At 67.6% G+C, this 23030-nt stretch carries 20 protein-coding genes and 1 tRNA gene; 14 read left to right on the top strand and 7 right to left on the bottom strand.

Translation table 11 applies throughout. From position 1 onward, the window contains the following. Positions 1–28: 28 nt before the first annotated feature. The 4 genes from H7X47_RS10470 to H7X47_RS10485 all read right to left on the bottom strand — a co-directional run bounded on the left by H7X47_RS10470 (position 29) and on the right by H7X47_RS10485 (position 5311). A complete protein-coding gene (locus H7X47_RS10470) occupies positions 29–1204 on the bottom strand; it encodes an outer membrane protein assembly factor BamB family protein (RefSeq protein ID WP_193368623.1) in 1176 nt (391 codons plus the stop codon). 30 nt (positions 1205–1234) lie between these two features. Further along, positions 1235–1402: a hypothetical protein gene (locus tag H7X47_RS10475; RefSeq protein ID WP_193368624.1), complete on the bottom strand. Its 168-nt coding sequence runs from the start codon at positions 1400–1402 to the stop codon at positions 1235–1237. A gap of 143 nt (positions 1403–1545) precedes the next feature. Beyond that, positions 1546–5043 carry a pyruvate carboxylase gene (locus H7X47_RS10480; protein WP_193368625.1) on the bottom strand — a complete coding sequence of 1166 codons (3498 nt, stop codon included), beginning with the start codon at positions 5041–5043 and terminating at the stop codon, positions 1546–1548. 194 nt (positions 5044–5237) lie between these two features. Beyond that, positions 5238–5311: transfer RNA gene (locus H7X47_RS10485), tRNA-Gly, on the bottom strand. A 148-nt stretch (positions 5312–5459) separates the two neighbouring features. Here H7X47_RS10485 and H7X47_RS10490 point away from each other — a divergent pair. The 14 genes from H7X47_RS10490 (at position 5460) to H7X47_RS10555 (ending at position 20459) form a co-directional block, all read left to right on the top strand. Next, positions 5460–6392: an AEC family transporter gene (locus H7X47_RS10490; RefSeq protein WP_193368626.1), complete on the top strand. Its 933-nt coding sequence runs from the start codon at positions 5460–5462 to the stop codon at positions 6390–6392. Positions 6393–6497: 105 nt separating this feature from the next. Next, a complete protein-coding gene (locus tag H7X47_RS10495; protein WP_193368627.1) occupies positions 6498–7133 on the top strand; it encodes a c-type cytochrome in 636 nt (211 codons plus the stop codon). 132 nt (positions 7134–7265) lie between these two features. Next, positions 7266–7613: a hypothetical protein gene (locus tag H7X47_RS10500; RefSeq protein ID WP_193368628.1), complete on the top strand. Its 348-nt coding sequence runs from the start codon at positions 7266–7268 to the stop codon at positions 7611–7613. Between the two features lie 117 nt (positions 7614–7730). Next, a complete protein-coding gene (locus H7X47_RS10505) occupies positions 7731–9248 on the top strand; it encodes a DegQ family serine endoprotease (RefSeq protein WP_193368629.1) in 1518 nt (505 codons plus the stop codon). A 344-nt stretch (positions 9249–9592) separates the two neighbouring features. Then, complete coding sequence (locus H7X47_RS10510) at positions 9593–10270, top strand: winged helix-turn-helix domain-containing protein (protein WP_193368630.1); 678 nt, start codon at positions 9593–9595, stop codon at positions 10268–10270. Beyond that, positions 10263–11651, top strand: a complete 1389-nt coding sequence (locus H7X47_RS10515) for a sensor histidine kinase (RefSeq protein ID WP_193368631.1) — start codon at positions 10263–10265, stop codon at positions 11649–11651. Before H7X47_RS10510 ends, H7X47_RS10515 begins: the two co-directional genes overlap by 8 nt. Before the next feature lie 104 nt (positions 11652–11755). After that, the gene (locus H7X47_RS10520; protein WP_193368632.1) at positions 11756–12985 is read left to right on the top strand and encodes an ABC transporter substrate-binding protein; all 1230 of its coding nucleotides are present in this window, start codon (positions 11756–11758) and stop codon (positions 12983–12985) included. A gap of 25 nt (positions 12986–13010) precedes the next feature. Then, a complete protein-coding gene (locus tag H7X47_RS10525; protein ID WP_227010371.1) occupies positions 13011–14708 on the top strand; it encodes an ABC transporter permease in 1698 nt (565 codons plus the stop codon). 10 nt (positions 14709–14718) lie between these two features. Next, positions 14719–15453, top strand: coding sequence for an ATP-binding cassette domain-containing protein (locus H7X47_RS10530; protein WP_193368633.1), 735 nt, complete (start codon positions 14719–14721; stop codon positions 15451–15453). 193 nt (positions 15454–15646) lie between these two features. Beyond that, positions 15647–16039, top strand: a complete 393-nt coding sequence (gene apaG, locus H7X47_RS10535; protein ID WP_193368634.1) for a Co2+/Mg2+ efflux facilitator ApaG/CorD — start codon at positions 15647–15649, stop codon at positions 16037–16039. A 95-nt stretch (positions 16040–16134) separates the two neighbouring features. Beyond that, positions 16135–16767 carry a GTP cyclohydrolase I FolE gene (gene folE / locus H7X47_RS10540; protein ID WP_193368635.1) on the top strand — a complete coding sequence of 211 codons (633 nt, stop codon included), beginning with the start codon at positions 16135–16137 and terminating at the stop codon, positions 16765–16767. A 78-nt stretch (positions 16768–16845) separates the two neighbouring features. Beyond that, positions 16846–18291: a TrkH family potassium uptake protein gene (locus tag H7X47_RS10545; RefSeq protein ID WP_193368636.1), complete on the top strand. Its 1446-nt coding sequence runs from the start codon at positions 16846–16848 to the stop codon at positions 18289–18291. A 10-nt stretch (positions 18292–18301) separates the two neighbouring features. After that, complete coding sequence (argE, locus tag H7X47_RS10550) at positions 18302–19468, top strand: acetylornithine deacetylase (RefSeq protein WP_193368637.1); 1167 nt, start codon at positions 18302–18304, stop codon at positions 19466–19468. A gap of 112 nt (positions 19469–19580) precedes the next feature. Continuing rightward, positions 19581–20459, top strand: a complete 879-nt coding sequence (locus tag H7X47_RS10555; protein ID WP_193368638.1) for a hypothetical protein — start codon at positions 19581–19583, stop codon at positions 20457–20459. A gap of 16 nt (positions 20460–20475) precedes the next feature. Here the strand turns inward: H7X47_RS10555 and H7X47_RS10560 are convergent, their stop codons facing one another. From H7X47_RS10560 to hslO, 3 genes are all read right to left on the bottom strand, one after another. Next, entirely contained in the window at positions 20476–21318 is an 843-nt protein-coding gene (locus H7X47_RS10560; protein ID WP_193368639.1) for a glutamate racemase, read from the bottom strand. Positions 21319–21341: 23 nt separating this feature from the next. Next, positions 21342–21947: a hypothetical protein gene (locus tag H7X47_RS10565; RefSeq protein ID WP_193368640.1), complete on the bottom strand. Its 606-nt coding sequence runs from the start codon at positions 21945–21947 to the stop codon at positions 21342–21344. Between the two features lie 145 nt (positions 21948–22092). After that, entirely contained in the window at positions 22093–23016 is a 924-nt protein-coding gene (hslO, locus tag H7X47_RS10570) for an Hsp33 family molecular chaperone HslO (RefSeq protein ID WP_193368641.1), read from the bottom strand. Between the last annotated feature and the right edge of the window lie 14 nt (positions 23017–23030).

Below are 23030 nucleotides of genomic sequence, written 5' to 3' on the forward strand. Positions count from 1 at the left end.
ACCCGGCATTTGAGGCAAATGCGCCCAGCTACGCTTTGCATCCAACCCGCGCAGTTCTGTGACCGCATCTGCAAAGAAGAACGAGGCAGCCCAGGCCGATACCGATCAGGTAAGCCGTCGCAGGCTCCGCTACAGCAACTACAGCAGGCAGGTCGAACGCATAGATGAAATTGTCGTCCGACCCTATATAAAGAACGCTGTCTGAGATGAAGGGAGACGAGTCGACTGGGGCCCCGATGAATTCCTGCAATTCGATTTGCCCGGTTAGCGCATCGAGCCCATAGAGGAAACCATCACCCGAACCGAAATACACGACCCCGTCCAAGACGGTGGGCGATGACGCGATGGCGCCCCCCGTGATCGTTATCCAGAAGAGCTGGCCGGTCGATGCATCCAGTGCAAGCAGAAATCCATTATCCGATCCAGCAAAGACGGTATTGTCTGCGACTGCTGGTGAAGAGTTGACGTCGTCACCAGCGAGCGTAATCCACAGGACCTGGCCCGTCGCTGCGTCAAGGGTGTAGATTCCGCCATTGTCCGAGCCGACATAGAGGAGACCGTCCACAACTGTAGGAGATGAATCGACGCTGCCTCCTGTTGTGGTCGTCCAAAAAATCTGACCGGTCTGAGCGCTGAGAGCATAGACGTTGTTGTCGGCCGAACCCACGTAGACGACGCCGTCGACCACGGTGGGAGACGAGTTCACCTCTCCCCCGGTATTCGTGATCCACAGGACCTGACCCGTAGAGGCGTCAAGGGCATAGATCGAGCCGCTGTCCGAGCCGACATAGAGGAGACCGTTCGACACGGTAGGTGACGAATCGACGCTCCCTCCCGTTGCCGTCGTCCAAAACACCTCGCCGGTCTGAGCGCTGAGAGCATAGACGTTGTTGTCGGCCGAACCTACGTAGACGACGCCGTCGACCACGGTGGGTGACGAATTCACCTCTCCCCCGGTATTCGTAATCCACAGGACCTGACCCGTAGAGGCGTCAAGGGCATAGATCGAGCCGCTGTCCGATCCAACATAGAGGAGGCCATTCGCAACCGTCGGCGTCGAGTCGACATCACCTCCGGTGTCGGTAGACCAGATCGGAATTGCCTGTGACTCGTGCTGCGATGCCTGCACAAACGCCGCGGTCATCGTCAGCAGTCCGACGACTCCGAAAACCAACTTTCGTCTGAAGCGAGTATCGGCGGGCATGGCCTACCCTCTCAGCCTTGGCTGCAGCAATCAGTTCCAAGAAACGTTCATGGCACCTAGCTTCAGACAATCCGCAATTCCCATGCCAATCTGTAAATCCGTGCAAATGATGCGTACTTTTTGCGGCAGCTTCCGGCGTGTAAAGAGGGCCGACACTTCACTGGTTGAGCATTCGCGGCTATCGCGCACATTGGTCATGCGCTTTTCCTTCTCAGGTAGCCGGCGGACGTGGAAGCAAGAAGGAGTCTGGTTCTTTGCACTTCCACTCAGGAGAGCAAAGAACGAAGCCCCGGAATGATCGCTGTCCGCATTCAGATGATACCGAACGAGTGGATGAGCCCCTACAGCGGCTCCAGCACCACCACCAGGTCGTGCGGCTCGACGCGCTGGCCGGTATGGGCCACCACCTCGGCGACCTTGCCGTCCATGTCGGCGTAGACCGCCGTCTCCATCTTCATGGCCTCGATGGTGAAGAGGCGGTCGCCGGCCTTCACCTTGCTGCCGGCATCGCAGACGTTGACGATCATGCCCGGCATGGGCGCGCCGACCTGGGCCGGGTCGGCGTCGTCAGCCTTGCGGCGGATCTTGCCGGAAGCGGCGATCGCCTTGTCCAGCACCTTCACCGTGCGCGGCTGGCCGTTCAGCTCGAAGAAGATGGTGCGCTGGCCCTCGTCGTCGGGATCGCTCGTCGCCAGGAAGGTGATGATCAGGGTCTTGCCGCGTTCGATCTCCACGGCCGTCTCCTGCCCCGGCTCCATGCCGTAGAAGTAGACCGGCGTCGGCAGCACCGCGGTATTCGAGTAGGCGCGGCGGTGGGTGGCGTAGTCGACGAAGACCTCCGGGTACATGAGGTAGGAGGACAGCTCCGTCTCGCTGATGTGGCGGCGGGCCTTCTTCTCCGCTTCCTGGCGCACGGCGTCGAGATCGGCCGGCGGCATCGTGGCGCCGCGCCGCTCGGTCAGGGGCGCCTCGCCCTTCAGGATCTTCTTCTGCAGGGCTTCCGGGAAACCGCCGTAGGGCTGGCCCACCTCGCCGCGGAAGAGGGCGATGACCGAGGCCGGGAAGGCGATCTCCTTCTTCGGGTTCTCGATGTCCTCCGGCGTCAGCCCGTTGGAGACCATGTAGAGCGCCAGGTCGCCGACCACCTTGGAGGTCGGCGTCACCTTGACGATGTCGCCGAACAGCTTGTTTACCTGGGCATAGGCCTTCTCGACCTCCGGCCACTGCTGGGCGAGACCCAGAGAGCGCGCCTGCTCCTGCAGGTTGGTGAACTGGCCGCCGGGCATGCCGTGGTCGTAGACCGAGGAAGCCCCGGCGCGCATCTCGCTCTCGAAGCCGCGGTAGTAGCGCCGCGCGCCTTCCCAGTAGGTCGAGATCTGGCGCAGCTTGGCGTGGTCGAGTCCGGGATCGCGCTCGCCGCCCTCCAGCGCCGCGGCGATGGAGCCTAGGTTGGGCTGGGATGTAAGACCGCTCATGGCGTCCATGGCGGCATCGGCGGCATCGACGCCGGCCTCCGCCGCCGCCAGCACCGAGGCCGCGGAGATGCCCGAGGTGTCGTGGGTGTGGAAATGCAGCGGGATGCCGACTTCCTGCTTCAAGGTCTCGACCAGCAGGCGCGCGGCGGCCGGCTTGCAGAGCCCGCCCATGTCCTTGATGCCCAGGATGTGGGCGCCGGCGGCTTCCAGCTCCTTGGCCATGTCGACGTAGTACTTCAGCGTGTACTTCGTCTCCTTGGGGCTGGCCAGGTCGCCGGTGTAGCAGATCGCCGCCTCGCAGAGCTTGCCGGACTCGCGGATGGCGTCGATGGAGACGCGCATGTTCTCCACCCAGTTCAGCGAGTCGAAGACGCGGAAGATGTCCATGCCCGCCCCGGCGGCCTGGGCGATGAAGTGCCGCACCACGTTGTCGGGGTAGTTCGAATAGCCGACGCCGTTGGAGCCGCGGGTCAGCATCTGCAGCAGCACGTTGGGCACCGCCTCGCGCAGGGTGGCCAGGCGCTCCCAGGGATCCTCCATGAGAAAACGCATGGAGACGTCGAAGGTGGCACCGCCCCAGCATTCCAGCGAGAAGAGGTTGGGCAGCAGCCGCGCATAGTGGGGCGCGACGGCGGTGATGTCGTAGCTGCGCATGCGCGTGGCGAAGAGCGATTGGTGGGCGTCGCGCATGGTGGTGTCGGTGATGAGCAGCTCCTTCCGCTCCAGCATCCACTGGGCGAACTTCTCCGGCCCCAGTTCGTCGAGCTTCTGCTTGCTGCCCGGCGGCGGGTCCTTGGCCATTTCGGCGGCCGGCACCTCGGGCAGGATGGCCGGGGGCAGACCCTGCCGCACCTGGAGCCCCGGATCGGGCCTGCCCTCGACCTCCTTGTTGCCGTTGACGATGACGTCGCCGATGTAGGTCAGCAGGCGCGTCGCGCGGTCGCGGCGGCGGTGGAACTCGAAGAGCTCCGGCGTCTCGTCGATGAAGCGCGTCGTCGCCTCGCCGCTCTGGAACTTGGGATGGCCGATGACCGCCTCCAGGAACCAGAGGTTCGTCGCTACGCCGCGGATGCGGAACTCGCGCAGGGCGCGGTCCATGCGCGCCGTCGACTCTTCCGGCGTCGCGCCCCAGGCGGTCACCTTCTCCAGCAGCGAGTCGTAGAAAGGCGTGATCAGCGCACCGGAATAGGCGGTGCCGCCGTCCAGGCGGATGCCGAAGCCGGTCGCGCCGCGGTAGGCGGTGATGCGCCCGTAGTCCGGGATGAACTTGTTCAGCGGATCTTCGGTGGTGATCCGGCACTGCAGGGCATGGCCGTCCAGGCGCAGCTGGTGCTGCGGCGGCACGCCGCTTTCCGGCTCGCCGATGCGCGCCCCGGCGGCGATACGGATCTGCGCCTTCACCAGGTCGACGCCTGTCACCTCCTCGGTCACCGTGTGCTCCACCTGGATGCGCGGATTGACCTCGATGAAGTAGATCTTGTCGGTCTCGGCATCCATGAGGAACTCGACCGTGCCGGCGCATTCGTACTTCGCGGTCTGGGCCAGGCGCACGGCGGCGTCACAGAGCTCGGCGCGCTTGGCCTCGCTGAGGTAGGGCGCGGGCGCGCGCTCGACGATCTTCTGGTTGCGCCGCTGCATGGAGCAGTCGCGCTCGAAGAGGTGGATGACGTTGCCGTGGCTGTCGCCCAGGATCTGCACTTCCACGTGGCGCGCCTGGCGCACCAGTTTCTCCAGGAAGATCTCGTCGTTGCCGAAGGCGGCCTTGGACTCGCGCCGCCCGGCGGCGATCTGTTCGTGCAGTTCTTCCGGCCCCTCGATGACGCGCATACCGCGCCCGCCGCCGCCCCAGCTGGCCTTGGCCATGATGGGATAGCCGACCTGCTCGGCCAGCGCCTCGACTTCCTTTTCGTCGTAGGGCAGCGCGCCGGTCGCCGGCATGACCGGGATACCCGCCTGCTCGGCCAGGGCGCGCGCCTCGACCTTGGAGCCGAAGCCGCGCATGACCTCGGGCTTGGGGCCGATGAAGGTGACTCCGGCCTTGGCGCAGGCCTCGGCGAAGTCCGGGTTCTCGGACAGGAAACCGTAGCCGGGATGGATGGCGTCAACCCTTGCGTCGTGGGCGATGCGCAGGATGTCGTCGATGTCGAGGTAGGCCGCCACCGGCTCCTTGCCCTTGCCGACCAGGAAGGACTGGTCCGCCTTGAAGCGGTGCAGGGCGAAGCGGTCCTCGTGGGAGAAGATCGCCACGGTGCGGATGCCGAGTTCACTGGCGGCGCGCAGCACGCGGATGGCGATCTCGCTGCGGTTGGCGACCAGCAGCTTGCGGAAGGGCGGCGCGGCGCGGCCGGCTTGAATCGGGCTCAAGTCGAACTTCCCCCAGAATTTGCGTGAAGCGTTCTTGGTTATTGCAGCGCAGTATAAACCAAGGCAAGACCTGCGACCATACGTGACTTTGGTCCCAGCAGCGCACCAGAAGGGTCTGAAACCCGTGCCGGACCAAGACCTTAGACGCTGCGCGGCGAGCGGTCGCAGAGGGCAGAGCAACGAAGAGGGGAAGTTGGAGCGGGTAGCGGGAATCGAACCCGCGCGTTCAGCTTGGGAAGCTGACAGGCTACCATTACATCATACCCGCCCAAGGGTATCGGCGACCCCGCCAGGACAGGTCCGCCGCTGGCCTAAGGATTAGTCAGCCCCCCGGCCCGATGCAAGGGGGTTTTCAAGGTGTCCGGCGCGTCCCAAGATGGCGCCCCGCCGCCGCCCTTCCGCGAAAGCCTTCCCCCGTGCTGCACATCCTGCTGTCCATCGCCCCGATCTTCGTGCTGATCGTCCTGGGGCACCTGCTGCGGCGCGGCGGCATTCCCAGCCTGGAGTTCTGGAACCTGAACGACCGGCTGGTCTACTGGGTGCTGATGCCGGCGCTGCTGTTCAACAAGACCTCGACCATCGAGCTGCAGCCTTCCGTCGTCGGCGCCTACGCGGTGGTGATCCTGGGCGCCTTCGCGGCGGCGGCGCTCTTCGGCCTGCTGTCCGCGAAGGCCCTGGGCCTGCCGGGGCCGGTCGCCTCCTCGATCCTGCAGGGCTCGGCGCGGCACAACACCTTCATCGCCCTGGCGGTGGCCGAGCGGCTCTACGGCACCGACGGCCTGGCCATCGCCGCCGTCGCCACCTCGCTGCTGATCCCCACCACCAACGTCACCATGGTGACCCTCATGGTCAGCCTGGTGCGCGGGGCGGACGAGAAACGCATCCTGCGCTCCATCCTGCGCGACCTGGCGCGCAACCCCCTCATCCTCTCGGTCGGCCTGGGCGTCGCCTGGAACGTCCTCGGCAACGGCCCGATCCCGGTGGTCCACGACGTGACGCGGCTTTTGGGCGACGCCGCCCTGCCGGTGGTGCTGCTCTGCGTCGGCGCCAACATCCACGTCCGCGCCATGGCCGCCTCGGCCCTGCCGCTGCTGCTCTCCAGCCTCGGCAAGCTGGTGGTCTTCCCGCTAGCCATCGTCGCCCTGGCCCAGGTCATGGAGCTGAGCGAGACGGAAACCCTGGTGGCCCTGCTGTTCGGCGCGGTGCCCACGGCGTCTTCGGCCTACACCCTGGCCCGCCAGCTGGGCGGCGACGCGCCGCTGATGGCCGCCATCGTCACGGTCCAGACGGGCCTGGCCTTCGTCACCCTGCCGCTCACCATGGCGATCGCCGCGCAGATCCTCGGCTGAGGCCCGCGCGCGCTTGATTTGCATCATGGTCCCTGCGACCCTGCGCCCCTAAGCCTGAAGTCCCGGCTGCGCCGGGCGCGATCGATCTCGGGAGGGAGCCTGGCCATGAAAGCGACGATCCACCAGAAGGCCGGGCCCTGTCTCGCCGAGAGCCTGCGGCGCATCGGCCTGGCCGTCGGCCTCGTGCTGGCGGCGCTGCTGTGGCTGGCAGGCGCCGCCCCGGCGCAGGAAGCAGTCCAGGCGCAGGACGTGGCCCAGGCGCAGGACGACGTGGAAAAGCGCATCCCCGGGCTCGATCCCTGGAACGTCGAAATCCGCGGCGGCCCCAAGTGGGACCCGAGCAACGCCCCGGCGCAGCTCAAGGCGCGCGGCAAGCGTCATATCGAATTCATCCAGGCCGGCGTGCCCGTCGAGTACCGCAGCCAGCGCAACCCCTATCCCAACGTGACCAAGGCCATCGACGCCGGGCGCGAGATCTACGAGGCCAACTGCAAAGCCTGCCACGGACCGCGCGGGCGCGGCGACGGCGACGCCGGGCTCGACCTCATCCCCTCTCCGGCGCTGCTCACCGAGCTGACCAAGAACCAGGGCGCCGCCGACGAGTACCTGCTGTGGACCATTTCCGAGGGCGGCAAGCAGTTCGACACCGCGATGCCGGCCTTCAAGAACCGCCTCAACGAGGCTCAGACCTGGCAGGTCATCGCCTACCTGCGCGCCGGGCTGCCGCCGGCCCAGCCCTAGGCCCTGCGGCCGGGGCCTCCCCATGACCGGGATGCCACCCGGCCGCAAGGACACCGACAGCCGGACACCCCACCTTTCCTCCTGAGAGCGGTCCCGCCGCGGGACACGCCGCAGCTAGGAAAGGACAGTCCTATGAACAGCCGTCGATTTCTTTCGGCCGTCGTGACGGCAAGCGTCGTGGCCGCCTTCACCGCGCCCGCCGCCCAGGCCGCCGGCAGCGAAGGTCAAACGCCGGTGACGCCGATGCCGCAGAACCGGAACCTGGGGCACATGATCTTGCATATGGAAGATCAGAAGGCGGACCACATCGCCGCAGAGATGGCGGACCCCATGGCCGCGAAGCAGACGGCCCTGCCGGGCCATGTCGCCCTGCCCGCCTCGCCCTATGAGCAGTCCGCCCAGGCCCTGACCCCGACGGAGCTGTGCAAGCGCTACGAGCGGCGCTTCGATACCGTCGCGGCCGCCCGGCCGCGAAGATAACAGGGAGTTAATCTTCCTGTAGGCCCTAGGCCAGCCACCCCTCCCCATCTTTAGCTTCAAGACGCGGGGACCTCCCCCCGCACCCCGACATTCGCCAAAGCAAGGGAGAGTGCAGCTATGTCGCAGATCGCAGTCGCAGAGAGGCCGGAAGGTCCCGGGCGCCCCCTCCAGCGCCCCCGTCGACGCTGGGGCGCCGGACTGGTCGCTGCCTCGGTCGTGGCCTCGGGCCTGCTGTGGAGCGGCGTCGCCGCCGCCGCCCAGGCGCCGGAGAGCTTCGCCGATCTGGCCAAGAAGGTCAGCCCGGCGGTGGTCAACATCGCCTCGACCCAGGAGGTCGAAAGGCCTGAGGGCAACATGCAGAGCATGCCCTTCGACTTCCCCGGTTCGCCCTTCGAGGACTTCTTCAAGCAGTTCCGCCGGCAGTACGACGAGCACGGCCGGCCGCAGGCGGCCCCGCGGCACGCCACCGCCCTGGGGTCCGGCTTCATCATCGACCCGGCGGGCTACGTGGTGACCAACAACCACGTGGTCGACCACGCCAGCGAGGTGACCGTCCGCCTGACCGACGAGAGCGTCTATCCCGCCAAGGTCATCGGCGTTGACCCGCAGACCGACCTGGCGCTGCTGAAGATCGACGCCGGCAAGCCGCTGCCCGCCCTGAGCCTGGGCGATTCCGACGAGGCCGAGGTCGGCGACTGGGTCATGGCCGTTGGCAACCCCTTCGGCCTGGGCGGCACCGTGACCGCGGGCATCATCTCGGCACGCGGCCGCAACATCCAGGCCGGCCCCTATGACGACTTCCTGCAGATCGACGCCTCCATCAACCGCGGCAATTCCGGCGGCCCGCTCTTCGATCTGGACGGCAACGTCATCGGTGTGAACACGGCGATCTACTCACCCAACGGCGGCAGCGTGGGTATCGGTTTCGCCATTCCCTCCAACATGGTGAAGACCGTGGTCGCCCAGCTGCGCGAGAAAGGCACCGTGGAGCGCGGCTGGCTGGGCGTGCAGATCCAGAACGTGAGCCCTGACCTCGCCGAGGCGCTCGGTCTCGACAAAGCCGCCGGCGCCATCGTCGCCGAGGTGACCCCCGACAGCCCGGCCGAGAAGGCCGGCCTCAAGTCCGGCGACGTGATCCTGAGCTTCGCCGGCGAAGCGATCGACGACACCCGCGAGTTGGCCCGTGTCGTCGCCCAGCATCCGGCCAAATCCGAGGCCGAGATGAAGATCTGGCGCAACGGCGAGGCCGAGACCCTGACCGTGGTGACCGGTCGCCAGCCGGGCGCCCAGCGCCTGGCCGAGGGCGGCGGCGATGAAGCACCGGACGGCAGCTATCACGCGTCCGCCCTGGACGCGCAGCTCGCCGCCCTGACGCCGTCGCGCCGCGCCAAGTACGGCCTGGACGAGAACCTGCAGGGCGTCCTGGTGCTCGACATCAAGGAGGGCTCGATCTTCCAGCAGAGCCTGCGCTCCGGCGACGTCATCAAACAGGTCGACGGCACCGCGGTCACCGAGCCGCAGCAAGTCGAGCGCAAGGTCGAGGCGGCCAAGGCCACGGACAGAAAGGCGGTGCTGATGCTCGTCAACCGCAACGGCCAGGATCTTTTCCTCGGCGTGAAGCTCGGCGTCGCATAGGGGGCACTGAACGCCGGGACGCGCTGCCCGCCCCCGGCGCCCCCCTCCCGCCCTGTGCCGGGCCCTTCGGCGGAGGCCACCAAGGGCCGGCAGTTCATCTGGGAGGACTCCTGCCGGCCCGGCCCCCGCGCAACGGCTCCCCGCCCAAAAAGCGCAGGGGAGCCGGGGCCCGAAGCCGGGAGCAGGGCCGTTCGGCAAAAGTCCGGACGGCCCTGCGCTTGTCCTCAAGGGCGATGCGGCGGACAGTGCCCCGCGGAAGAGACGAGTTGCCGATAGCGCAAGAATTCCCATATAGGGCGCAGCAGCGGCAAGCCGCCTGCAAAAGCCCAGCGAGCAGCGAAGCGATGCGCATTCTGGTCATTGAAGACGACAAGAAGACCGCCGACTACATCCTGAAGGGCCTGGCCGAGTGCGGCTACACCACCGACTGGGTCGACGACGGCCGCGACGGCCTGCACCAGGCCACCAGCGGCAAGTATGACGCCATCATCGTCGACCGCATGCTGCCGGGACTGGACGGCCTGGCCATCGTCAAGGCGCTGCGCGCCGCGGAGTTGCCGGTGCCGGTGCTGATCCTCAGCGCGCTGGCCCACGTCGACGAGCGGGTGACGGGCCTGCGCGCCGGCGGCGACGACTACCTTTCCAAGCCCTTCGCCTTCTCTGAGCTGCAGGCGCGCCTCGAGGCGCTGTTGCGCCGGCCGCACAACATCGCCCAGCAGACCGAGCTGCAGGTCGATGACCTCAAAATGGACCTGCTGACCCGCAAGGTGAGCCGCGCCGGCCGGCCCATCGACCTGCGCCCGCAGGAGTTCAAGCTGCTGGAATACCTGATGCGCCACGCCGGCAAGGTGGTGACCCGCACCATGCTCTTCGAGGGCGTCTGGGATTTTCACTTCGACCCCCAGACCAACGTGGTCGACGTGCACATCAGCCGCCTGCGCCAGAAGGTCGACAAGGGCTTCGACAAGCCGCTGATCCACACCCACCGCGGCGGCGGCTATTGCATCTCGGCTGATGGATAGGCTGTTCCACACCTCGATCTTCCGCATCGCCCTGCTGTACCTTCTGCTGCTGGGCGTCACGCTGGGGGCGCTCATGGGCTTCGTCTACTGGTCGACCGCCCAGCTCATCGAGCGCCAGACCGAGGAGACCGTGGAGGCCGAGATCCGCGGCCTGGCCGAGCAGTACCGCGATGAAGGTCTGCCCCGCCTCATGGAGGTGATCGGCGAGCGCAGCGGCCCGCAGGGCAGCGCCGAGAACGTCTATCTCCTGACCGGCCCGCGCCTGCAGCCGCTGGCCGGCAACCTCTCCACCTGGCCCGCGCGCATCACCGACGAGGACGGCTGGGTCGAGGTGGCTTTGGGCCGCCGCGACGACCCCAGCGGCGCCGAGCACATCGTGCGCGGACGCGCCTTCACCCTGGCCGGCGGCTATCACCTCTTCGTCGGCCGCGACACGGTGGAGCGCGCCGACTTCCGCGACATCGTCCTGGGGGCCCTGACCTGGGCGCTGCTGCCGGCGGTGGTGCTGGGCCTCATCGGCGGCGCCCTCATCGGCCGCTACAGCCTGAAGCGCGTCGACGCTGTGCGGGCCACGGGGCAGGACATCGTCAGCGGCGACCTCTCGCAGCGCGTGCCGCTGACCGGCAGCGGCGACGAATTCGACCGCCTGGCCGCCACCATCAACGAGATGCTGGAGCGCATCGAAACCCTGATGGGCGGCATGCGCCTGGTCACCGACAGCCTGGCGCACGACCTGCGCAGCCCGCTGACCCGCGCCAAGAGCACCATCGAGATAGTGCTGCGCAAAGGCGCCGAGGACCCCGAGACCTACCGCGAGGCCCTGGAGCAGACCGCCGGCGAGCTGGAGACCATCCAGCGCACCTTCGACTCGCTCATCAACATCGCCCAGGCCGAGGCGGGCCTGAACCGGCTCACCCTCAGCGACCTCGACCTCTCGGCGCTGGCCGGCGACCTGCTGGAGGTCTATCAGCCCATCGCCGAGGACGCGGGGCTGGAGCTGGACGGCGCCATCGCGCCGGACATCACCGTGAAGGGCCACCGCCAGCTGCTGGGCCAAGCCCTGTCCAACCTGCTCGACAACGCCATCAAGTACAGCCCCGCCGGCGGGCGCATCAGCTTCGAGCTGGCGGCGACCGCAGAGGGCGGCGCCGAACTGAGCGTCACCGACAACGGCCCGGGCATCCCGGCGGCTGACCGCGACCGTGTCCTGCAGCGCTTCGTGCGCCTGGACGCAAGCCGCGGCACGCCGGGCAGCGGACTCGGACTGAGCCTGGTTGCCGCCGTCGCCAAGCTGCACGATATCGCCCTGGCGCTGGAAGACAACGAACCGGGCTTGAAGGTGACGCTGAAGACCGCGGCGGCCGGACGGAAACCCAAATAAACACCCCGTGATCCGGTGCCGCCCGCGGGTGACAGCCCGCCGGACGCCTTGTAGGCTCTTCCCTATCCCCGGAGGGAACCGGGAACCTTGGGAGATTGCCGCAGATGATCCGCCGCCGCTTACCGCTGTTTTCCATGCTGCTCGCCGCCCTGGCCACGACCTTGGGTCTGAGCGGCCCGGCCGAAGGCGGCACCGAGACCCGGAGCTGGCAGGAGATCGTCAGCGCCGCCAAGGGGCAGACGGTCTACTGGAACGCCTGGGGCGGCGACGAGCGCATCAACGCCTACATCGCCTGGGTCGGCGACCAGATGCGCGAGGAATACGACGTCACCCTGAAGCACGTGAAGCTGTCCGACACCGCCGACGCGGTCTCGCGGGTGCTGGCGGAACGCGCGGCGGGCAAGAAGGAAGGCGGCTCCGTCGACCTCATCTGGATTAACGGCGAGAACTTCGCCGCCATGAAGGAGCAGCACCTGCTCTACGGTCCCTTCACCCAGGCGCTGCCCAACTTCCGGCTTGTCGACGTCGAGGACAAGCCCTCCACCCTGGTGGACTTCACCGTGCCGACCGACGGGCTGGAGGCGCCCTGGGGCATGGCGAAGCTGAACTTCCCTTACGATTCGGCCCGCGTCGACGAGACGCCGCGATCGATCCCCGAATTCCTCGAGTGGGCAGAGGCCCATCCGGGGCGCTTCACCTATCCCGCGCCGCCCGCCTTCCTCGGCTCGACTTTCCTGAAACAGGCGCTGATCGAACTGGCGCCGGACCGGGCCTTCCTGCAGCAGCCGGTCGAGAGCGACGCCCAGGTCGAGCAGTTCACCCGGCCCCTGTGGGAATACCTGGACAAGCTGCACCCCAACCTCTGGCGGGGCGGCGAGACCTTCCCCTCCGGCGGCCCGGCGCAGCGCCAGCTTCTCGACGACGGCGAAGTCGACATCACCATCTCCTTCAATCCCGCCGAGGCCTCCTCGGCCATCGCCAACAAGCTGCTGCCGGAGACGGTGCGCACTTTCGTGCTGGACAAGGGCACCATCGGCAACACCCATTTCGTCGCCATCCCCTTCAACGCCAACGCCGCCGAGGGCGCCATGGTGGTCGCCAACTTCCTCATGAGCCCAAAGGCCCAGGCGGTAAAGCAGAACCCGGAAGCCTGGGGCGACCCGACGGTCCTGGCCATGACAAAGCTCACCGCCGGCGAGCGCCATCTCTTCGAGACCCTGCCGCTGGGCGTCGCCACCCTGCCGCCGGACGAACTCGGTCCGACCCTGCTGGAGCCCCATCCGTCCTGGATGACGCGCATCGAGGCCGAGTGGCAGAAGCGCTACGCGCGCTGACCGGCGGCATGCAGGAGACCCGCAGATGCGCCGCCGCGGCTTGCTGAGCAGCCTTCCCGCGATCACTCTGGCCGCCTTCCTGGCGCCGGTCGTCGCCGGACTGATCGGCACCTGGCTGCCCGCCTTCGGCTTCTTTCCCACCCTGGGCGGCGAGAGCCTGACCCTGGCGCCCTGGCGTGAGCTCTTCGCACAGCCGGGCCTTGCCGAATCCCTGCGCCTGACCCTGATCTCCGGCCTCCTCGCGACCCTCCTTGCCTTCCTCCTCACCGTCTTCTTTCTCGCCGCCTGCCACGGCGGGCGGCTGATCCTGGCGGTGCGCGGACTCATGGCGCCGCTCATCGCCGTGCCCCACGCCGCCGTGGCGCTGGGCCTGGCCTTCCTCCTCGCGCCCAGCGGCTGGCTGGTGCGTCTCGTCTCGCCCTGGGCTACCGGCTGGGACCTGCCGCCCGACGTGGCCACGGTGCAGGACCCCAACGCCTTGGCGCTGACCCTGGCACTGGTGGTGAAGGAGGTGCCCTTCCTGCTGCTCATGACGCTCGCCGCCCTGGAGCAGGTGCGCGCCGAGGAGCGCCTGGCCGTCGCCCGCTCGCTCGGCTACGGACCGCTGGTCGCCTGGCTGAAGGCAGTGCTGCCGGCGGTCTACCGGCAGATCCGCCTGCCGCTCTACGCCGTGCTCGCCTTCTCGCTTTCGGTCGTCGACATGGCGCTGATCCTGGCGCCGCTGACGCCGCCGCCGCTGGCGGTGCAGGTGCTGCGCTGGTTCAACGACCCGGACCTTTCGATGCGCTTCGTCGCGGCGGCCGGCGCTTGCCTGCAGCTGCTCATCGTCGTCGGGGCCATCGCCTTGTGGCGCCTGGGTGAAACGGCGGTGGCGCTGGCCGGCCGCGCCTGGATCGCCGGCGGGCAGCGCGGCGGCGACGGGCGGATCGCCCGCGCGGTCAGCGCCGGCCTGGTGCAGGGTCTGGTGATCCTGGCGGCCGCCGGCCTGGCCGCCGTGGCCCTGTGGTCCGTCACCGGGCGCTGGCGCTTTCCCGACGCCCTGCCCGCCGATGTCTCGCTGGACACCTGGGCACGCCACGCCCCCGAAGCGGCGGCCATCACCGCCACCACCCTGGTCACCGGCCTGGTGGCCGCCGGCATCGCCCTAATGCTGGTCGTCGGCTGCCTGGAGAACGAGCAGCGCCGCGGGCTCACCCTCTCCAACCGCGCGCTCTGGCTGCTCTATGCGCCGCTGCTGGTTCCACAGGTCGCTTTTCTCTTTGGGACGCAGGTGCTGGCCATCCAGGCCGGCATCGACGCCACCTGGATCGCGCTGGTGTGGAGCCACCTGCTGTTCGTGCTGCCTTATGTCTTCCTGACTCTGGCCGATCCCTATCGCGCCCTGGACGAACGCTACGCCCGCACCGCGCTCTGCCTCGGCGCCAAACCCAACCGGGTGTTCTGGCAGGTCAAGCTGCCGATGCTGCTCAGGCCCATGCTCTTCGCGCTCGCCGTCGGCTTCGCGGTCAGCGTGGCGCAGTACCTGCCGACCCTCTTCGCCGGCGGCGGCCGCTTCGTCACCCTGACCACCGAGGCGGTGGGCCTGGCCGCCGGCGGCGACCGCCGGGTGATGGGCGTCTACGCCTTCCTGCAGGCGCTGCTGCCGCTGCTGGCCTTCGCCGCCGCCCTGGCCCTGCCGCGCCCCCTGGTGCTCACCCGCAGGCTGGAGGCGATTCCGGCATGAGAGGCCCGGCATGAGCGTCATCAGCCTGAACCAGGAACGCGGCCTGATCTTGAGCCAGGTGGAGATCACGCACCCTACGTCACGGGGTGAGAAACACATCATCGGGCCGGTCAGCCTGACCGTGCCGCCGGGCGAGGTGGTCACGGTCATGGGGCCCAGCGGCTGCGGCAAGTCGAGCCTGCTGGCCTACATCTGCGGCACCCTGGCGCCGGGGCTCAGCGGCGGCGGGCGGGTGCTGCTGAACAGCGCCGAGGTGACCGCGGCGCCGCCCGAAGCGCGCCACATCGGCATCCTGTTCCAGGACGACCTGCTGTTCCCGCACCTTTCGGTGGCCGGCAACCTGGCCTTCGGTCTGCCGCCGGACCTGCGCGGACGCCGCGCCCGGCGCGAACGCATCGAGGCGGCGCTGGCCGAGGCCGACATGCTGGCCTTCTACGACCGCGACCCGACGACCTTGTCCGGCGGTCAACGCGCCCGCATCGCCCTGCTGCGCACCCTGCTGTCGGAGCCGCGCGCCCTGCTGCTCGACGAGCCCTTCGCCAAGCTGGACGTCGCCCTGCGCCATCGCTTTCGCAGTTTCGTTTTCGACCATGCCCGCGCCCAGGGGTTGCCGACGCTACTGGTCACCCACGACCCGCAGGACGCCGCCGATGCGGGCGGCCCGCGCCTGCAGATCGACGCCGAGGGACGCATCCTCGGCGGCCGTGCGGCGGGACGCGGCCACCGCCCCGGCAATCTGCCCTGAGCGGCCTTTTGGGCATTCCATTTTTCCACGAATAGTCGGCCTTTGGCCGCGGTTTCACACAATTCCCCAGGCAAACCCGGCCTCCGGCGGTGCGCCCCTCTGGGCCTTTCCTGTCCGCCCGGCAGGGCGTAGACTGACCCCAACACCGCGCACCGCCGGCCTTGCCGCCGGCTGATAAGGGGATCAACAGACCATGTACAGCGCGACGACCCAGTCAATCAGCGTGACGGTCAAACCGATCTATCTGGAGGAGCAATCCTCCCCCACCGAAAGCCACTATGTTTGGGCCTACCAGGTGCGCATCGAGAATACCGGTTCGGAAACGGTCCAGCTGCTGAACCGGCACTGGCGTATCACCGATTCCATGGGGCGGGTGCAGGAGGTCCACGGCGCCGGCGTGGTCGGCGAGCAGCCGATGCTGGAGCCGGGCGAGACCTTCGAGTACACCAGCGGCACGCCGCTGACGACGCCCTCCGGCATCATGGTCGGCAGCTACGAGATGGAAAGCACCGACGGCCGGCGCTTCGACGTCGAAATTCCGGCCTTTTCGCTGGACAGCCCGCATCAGCCCGTGCAACTCAACTAGCCGACTTTCGGGCGGCTGGTCCTGTTGAAGAGCGGAGATCGGCGGCCTGTTTTGCGGACCACCAGGAAGAGGGCCAGGAAGGGGACCGTCGCGGCGTGAACACCAAGCAGAAAATCCAAAGCCTGCAGCAGGCGGAACGACCGACGCGCGAGGAAGCGCTGCGGGCCGTGGAAACCCTGATTCGCTGGGCAGGAGACGATCCCTCGCGCGAAGGCCTGCGCGGCACGCCGGACCGCGTGGTCAAGGCCTACGAGGAGTTCTTCGAGGGCTACAGCGTCGATCCCCTGGACCTGCTGGAACGCACCTTCGAGGAGGTCGAGGGCTACGACGAGATGGTGCTGCTGCGCGACATCCGCTTCGAGTCCCACTGCGAACACCACATGGCGCCGATCATCGGCAAGGCCCACGTCGCCTATATGCCCAACAATCGCGTCGTCGGCATCTCCAAGCTGGCGCGCATCGTGGAAGCCTACGCCAAGCGCCTGCAGATCCAGGAGAAGATGACCGCGCAGATCGCCAACACGATCGATGAGGTGTTGCAGCCCAAAGGCGTCGCCGTGGTCATCGAGGCGTCGCACCAATGCATGACGACGCGCGGGATTCACAAGCCGGGCACCTCCATGGTAACCAGCCGCATGCTCGGCATGTTCCGCACCAATGCGTCCACGCGGCGGGAGTTCCTCGCGCTGGTCGGATCGCCCGCGGGTCTGCATCACGACGGCAGCTAGCCCGGATTTGGGGATCATGCTTCGGGGGATTGTGCAGCGGGCGGGCCTGGTTGAGGCGGATCTCAGAGGGGCCGGGCGATGATCGAGTTGCGCCCCGTCATCTTCGTCATCGGCATCCTGCTCTCGGTCCTGGCCGTGGCCATGATCATCCCGGCCATCGTCGACATCTCGGTCGGCCATCCCGACTGGCAGGTCTTCTCCGTGGCCGCCTTCGTCACGCTCTTTGTCGGCGTTTCCATGATGCTGACCACGCGCGCCAGCCTGGGCAGCTTCTCGGTGCGCCAGGCTTTCGTCATGACCAACCTGGCCTGGTTCGTCATCGCCGCCTTCGGCGCCCTGCCCTTCCAGTTCTCGGAACTGGAGCTGGATCCGGCTGACGCCTTCTTCGAATCCATGTCCGGCGTCACCACCACCGGCGCCACCGTCATCGTCGGCCTGGACTTCGCGCCGCCGGGCATTCTGCTGTGGCGGGCCATCCTGCAATGGCTGGGCGGCATCGGCATCATCGTCATGGCCGTGGCCATCCTGCCGATGCTGCAGGTCGGCGGCATGCAGATGTTCCGCGTCGAGGCTTTCGACACCGACAAGGTGCTGCCGCGCGCCGCGCAGATCGCCGGCGGCATCGCCATCATCTACGTCTTCCTGACCGCCGTGGCGGCGATGCTGCTGTGGTCGCTGGGCATGTCGGGCTTCGATGCCGTGGCCCACGCCATGACCTCCATCGCCACCGGCGGCTTCTCCACCTACGACGCCTCGGTCGGCCACTTCGACAACGCCGCCATCGACTGGGCGATGAGCGGCATCATGGTGCTGGGCTCGATTCCCTTCGTGCTTTACCTGCGCGTCATCCGCGGCGACCTGCGGCCGGTCTTCGCCGACACCCAGGTGCGCTGGTTCCTGACCATTCTGGCCATCGCCATCCTCTTCACCGCGGTGTGGCTGTACCGCGGCGACCTGATGGAGCCGCTGCAGGCCTTGCGCTACAGCACCTTCAACGTGATCTCGGTCATGACCGGCAGCGGTTTCGCCACCGCCGACTACGGGCGCTGGGGCAGCTTCGTGGTCGCCGTCATGTTCGTGCTGATGTTCGTCGGCGGCTGCGCCGGCTCGACCACCTGCGGCATCAAGATCTTCCGCCTGCAGGTGCTCTACGCCACGGCGCACGCCCAGATCCACCGCCTGATGCAGCCCAACGGCGTGTTCTTTCCCTACTACAACAAGAAGCCGATCCCCGATCCCGTGGCCACCTCGGTGATGAGCTTCTTCTTCCTCTTCGCCGCCAGCTTCGCGCTGCTGGCGGTCGGCCTGGGCCTCACCGGGCTGGACTTCATCACCGCCGTCTCCGGCGCCGCCTCGGCCATCGCCAACGTCGGCCCCGGCCTGGGCGATGTCATCGGGCCGGCCGGCACCTACACCACCCTGCCGGACAGCGCCAAGCTGCTGCTCTGCCTGGGCATGCTGCTCGGACGCCTCGAACTCTTCACCGTCCTGATCCTGCTCGCGCCCTCCTTCTGGCGGGGCTGAGAAAGTTGCCATGGCTTCCATCCGTCCCCAGAGCCGCGCGCTCATCGAACGCCTGATCGGTTTCGACACCACCTCCGCCAAGTCCAACCTGGAGCTCATCGACTTCGCCCAGGACTACCTGGAAGGCCACGGCGCGCGCTGCCGGCGCATCACCAATCCGGAGGGCACCAAGGCGAACCTCTTCGCCAGCCTCGGCCCGGAGGCGCCGGGCGGCGTGGTGCTGTCCGGCCACAGCGACGTGGTGCCGGTCGGCGGCCAGTCCTGGGACAGCGATCCCTTCACGGTGGTGGAGCGCGACGGCCGGCTCTACGGCCGCGGCACCGCCGACATGAAGTCCTTCATCGCCGTGGCCATGGCCCTGGTGCCGGAGTTCCAGGCGCAGCCGCTGAAGCATCCGCTGCACCTCGCCCTTTCCTACGACGAGGAGGTCGGCTGCACCGGCGTCGGCAGCATGATCGACGACATCGTCACCAACCTGCCGCGCCCGGAGATGGTGATCGTCGGCGAGCCGACGGACATGCAGATCGTGAACGGCCACAAGGGCTGCTACGTCTTCGAGACCCACCTCAAGGGCCTGGCGGCGCACTCCAGCCAGCCGCACCACGGCGGCAACGCCATCTTCGCCGCCGGCAAGCTGATCGCCTACCTGGCCGAGCTGGCTGCGCAAAAGCGCTCCGAGGCGCCGGCCGACAGCCCCTTCGATCCGCCCTACACCACCTTCAACCTGGGCCTCGTCGAAGGCGGCAAGGCGCTCAACATCGTGGCGCAGGACTGCAGCTTCGGCTGGGAGTTCCGCCCGATCCCCAGCGAGGACACCACGGCCATCATCCAGGGCTTCGAGGCCTATGCCCGCGACGAGGTCCTGCCGGCGCTCAGCGAGTTCGCGCCGGAGGCCAGCATCGAGACCCGGCACCTCTCCACCGTGCTGCCGCTCATGCCGGTGGAGGACAATCCCGCCGAGGCCCTGGTGCGCCGCCTCTCCGGCAGCAACGCCGAAGCGGGCGTGGTCTCCTTCGGCACCGAGGGCGGCCTCTTCCAGGACGCGGGCCTGGCGGCCGTGGTGTTCGGCCCGGGCTCCATCGACCAGGCGCACAAGCCCAACGAATTCATCGATCTGGATCAGGTCGCGGCCTGCGAGAAATTTCTGCTGAAGCTGCGCGACTGGGCGGCGACTTAGTCCGCATCCTATGGGGTAGCCGGCATCTTCTCTTGCGACTCCAGGGCCATATTGGCGTAGGCTCGGATCGACACGTCTCCCATCGAGCGCAGGTTGGGCAGGGAAGCAGGCGATGCAAAAGATCATCCTGGGTATCCTGGCAATTCTGGCCGTCGCCGGCTGGGCGGCAGCCTATGTTTTCTACACGGAGTCAGGCGACCTCACCGAAAGATTGGTGAGCGCCGAGGCCGGGCGCGCCGAGGCCGAAGGGGAACTGAGCGCCGCACAAGGCGATCTCAAGAAGCAGGCCGATGCGGTCGGCAGTCTGGCGGAGATCGAGAAAAAATTGGCGTCTGCCGAGGCCAACGCCGATGTCCTGGACAAGCAGTTGCAGGGCAAGAGGTCCGAACTGGCGGACTTAACAAAAGACATCGAGGCGCAGAAGCTTGAGCTCAGCAAGCTGGAACGTCAACTGAGGGAGCAGACGACATCCCTTGAGACGGCCAGGCAGGATGCCGCGCTCGCCGAGCACGAGGTGGAACGGTTGCGCGCCGAGTCGGCCGAGCTGGCGCAGACGGCGGAGCGCTTGCAGAAAGAAGCGCCGGCTGAAGCCGCGGCGGCCGCTGCCGGCACGACCGCGCCGACCGCCGGCTCCATGGCCAAGCTCGAAGCGCCCGCCGGCGCTCCCGAGCCGCGGGCGATGGATGAGAAAAGCCGGATCGAGAGAAGCTTCAAGGTTCTCGACAAGAACGGTAACGGTGAGATCGACGAGTTCGAGTTCAGGCTGAACAGCGTCCGGCTTCTGGGTCTGCTCGACACCAACGACGACGGCTTCGTGACCCGCGACGAGACTCTCTTGCCGCCGGATCGCTTCAGCCTCTTCGACCAGGACGGCGACGAGAAGATTGTGCCGATCGAGTTTATCGAAGCCTTCCGGATTCTCGATCGCGGCGGCAAGGGTGTTATCACCCAGAAGGACTACGAGGACTTCATCGAGAGCGCCGCGAAGTGAGCCGCTGAGCGGCGCTTCAGGCCGCCTCAAAGGACATCGGCGCGCCGAAGAAGCGGCTGGCGAAGGCGGAGACCCTGGCCGGGTCGCCGGTGGTGAGGAAGCGGCGTGCGCCGGCCGCCTCCGGCGCCGCGGTGAAGCGGTCGTGACGCGAGAGGTACTCGGCCAGGCTGTCGGCGACGATGGTCGGCTGGTCGAGCAGCTGCACCCCCGCCGGCAGGGCCTCGGCAAAGAGCCGCGCCACCAGGGGATAGTGGGTGCAGCCCAGCACCGCCGCCTCCGGCGCGCGGCCCTCGGTCTGCTGCAGCATCTCGGCGACGTAGCCGGACACCAGCTCCCGCAGCACGCTCTCGGGCTCGTCCGCCTCGATGGCGGCGACCAGCTGCGGACAGGCCTGGCTGACCACCCGCATGTGCGGCGCACGCAAACCCACCTCGAAGGGGTAGGCGCCGGAATGGATGGTCCGCTGGGTGGCGAAGACCGCCACCATGCCGTCGGGCGACACCTTGCCCGGTACCTTGGTGCCGTCGCGCCAGGACACCCCGGCCAGCACTTCCACCATGGGCACGAAGACGCCCAGCACCCGGCGTTCCGGCGCCGCCTCCGGCAACCAGTCCTGCTGCAGTCGTCTCAGGGCGATGGCCGAAGCGGTGTTGCAGGCCAGCAGCACCAGCAGGCAGCCCTCGGCGAAGAGGCGCTCGACCGCGGCCAGGGTGAGATCGAAGATTTCCGCCTCCGTACGCCGCCCGTAGGGCGCATTGCCGTGGTCGCCCAGGTAGGTGAAGGCCTCTCGCGGCAGCCGGTCGGTCAGGGCGTGCAGCACCGTCAGGCCGCCGTGGCCGGAATCGAAGACGCCGATCATTTCAGCCCCCGGACCGGCAAGCCCTACAGAACGATGTAGGGGAAGAAGGCGGTCTTGATGGTTTCTTCCAGCTGATCGTTGAGGTCGTTCATGGTGTCCTCGGTCAGCTTGTACCAGACCTTCTCGCGCTCGTTGAGGGTGATGTCCTCGGGCACCGTGACCGAGCGGCGCGCCTCGGCGCTGGCCGTGCCCTGCACCTGGCGGCCGTCGAGGATCTGCATGTCGATCACGATGTTGACCTCATAGCGCTCCGACTGATCGGTGGTCAGCAGGCCGGTAACGCCCTGCGACTTCGGCAACTCGGTCTCGATGGCCGAAGCCTGGCGCACGATGTAGCGGAAGGTCAGGCGGTCACCCTTGGCGACCAGGCGGTCCTGGCCCCAGCGCACCGCGGCGTCCTTGGGCGGCACCGGGAAGCGGTGGCCTACGTTCGGCGCCTCGGTCGTCGCCTTGTAGGCCTGCTCGACCTGGATATCGCCGACATCCAGGTTGATGTCGGGCAGATGTTCGTAGCTCATGCCGGCAAACCTGTTGCCCGGGTCGTCCATGGCGCAGCCCGCCGCAAGAACGGCGAAGAGCGAGAAGACGACGACCTGGCCGAAGGGGGCGAGACGGAAAGGAACACGCATGGCAGGCTTCCTGTCGAACATGGTTCGGGAATCGGACGAAGAGTCGGGTGCCTTCTTAGGCGGAAAGTATGAATAAGATGGGAATCGGGCAGGATCAAGGCGTGCGAGGGTCATCTGCGTGACCAGCCGGCCCGCGGAAGCCGCGCTATTCCCTGTAGATGTGCGCCAGGTCGTCGTCGTCGAAGCGGTAGACCTGGGTGCAGAACTGGCAGGTGACCTCCACCGCGCCGTCGGTCTTCAGATCCTCGATCTCTTCGCGCGGCATGGCCTGGAGGACGTTCTCCAGCTTCTCGCGCGAACAGCGGCAGCCGTCGGTGAGCGCACGCGGCTCAAAGACGCGCACCCCTTCCTCGTGAAACAGGCGGAACAGCAGATCGTTGAAGCCCAGGGAGTCGTCCAGCAGCTCCTCGTCACGCACGCTGGCCTGCAGCACCATGGCCCGGCGCCAGTCGTCCTCGTCCTCGATGGCGTGGACCGCCTCCTCCGGCAGGCGCTGCAGCACCAGCGCGGCGGAAAGCCAGTGTGCGCCGCGCCGCCCCGCCGCCAGCACGATGCCGCTCTGCAGCTGCTCGGACTGCATGAAGTAGTGCTGCAGGCAGTCGGCCAGGGTGTCGCCGGTCAAGGCGACGATGCCCTGGTAGCGGTCGCTGTGGCTGCCCTGGTGGTCCACCGTGAAGGCGAGGTGGCCCTTGCCGAAGAGCTGCGGCACCGTCGGCGGGCTGTCCAGGCCGGCGATCAGCTGATCGATGCGCGCCTGGTCGAAGCCGGCGTAGCCGCGCATTTCCCCTTCCGAGGTGACATCGACCACCAGCATGCGCAGGGGGCCGTCGCCGCTGGCCTGCAGGGTGAAAACGCCTTCGTACTTGATAAGGCTGGCCAGGCCGCCGCAGAGCGCAAGCATCTCCGCCAGCAACTGGGCCACCGGCTCCGGATAGTCGTGGCGTGCGAGAATCCGGTCGCAGACGTTCTCCAGGCGCAGCAGGCGCCCGCGGATCCCGGAGGACTCAAGGAGAAAGGGTTGGACGAGGTCGGCCTTCAGACCGCCCGGCCCGCTCGTACCTTCAGGCATCAGCCACCTATATC

Origin of the sequence: Pelagibius marinus (genome assembly GCF_014925385.1) — a bacterium.
Taxonomy (GTDB): Bacteria; Pseudomonadota; Alphaproteobacteria; order Kiloniellales; family Kiloniellaceae; genus Pelagibius; species Pelagibius marinus.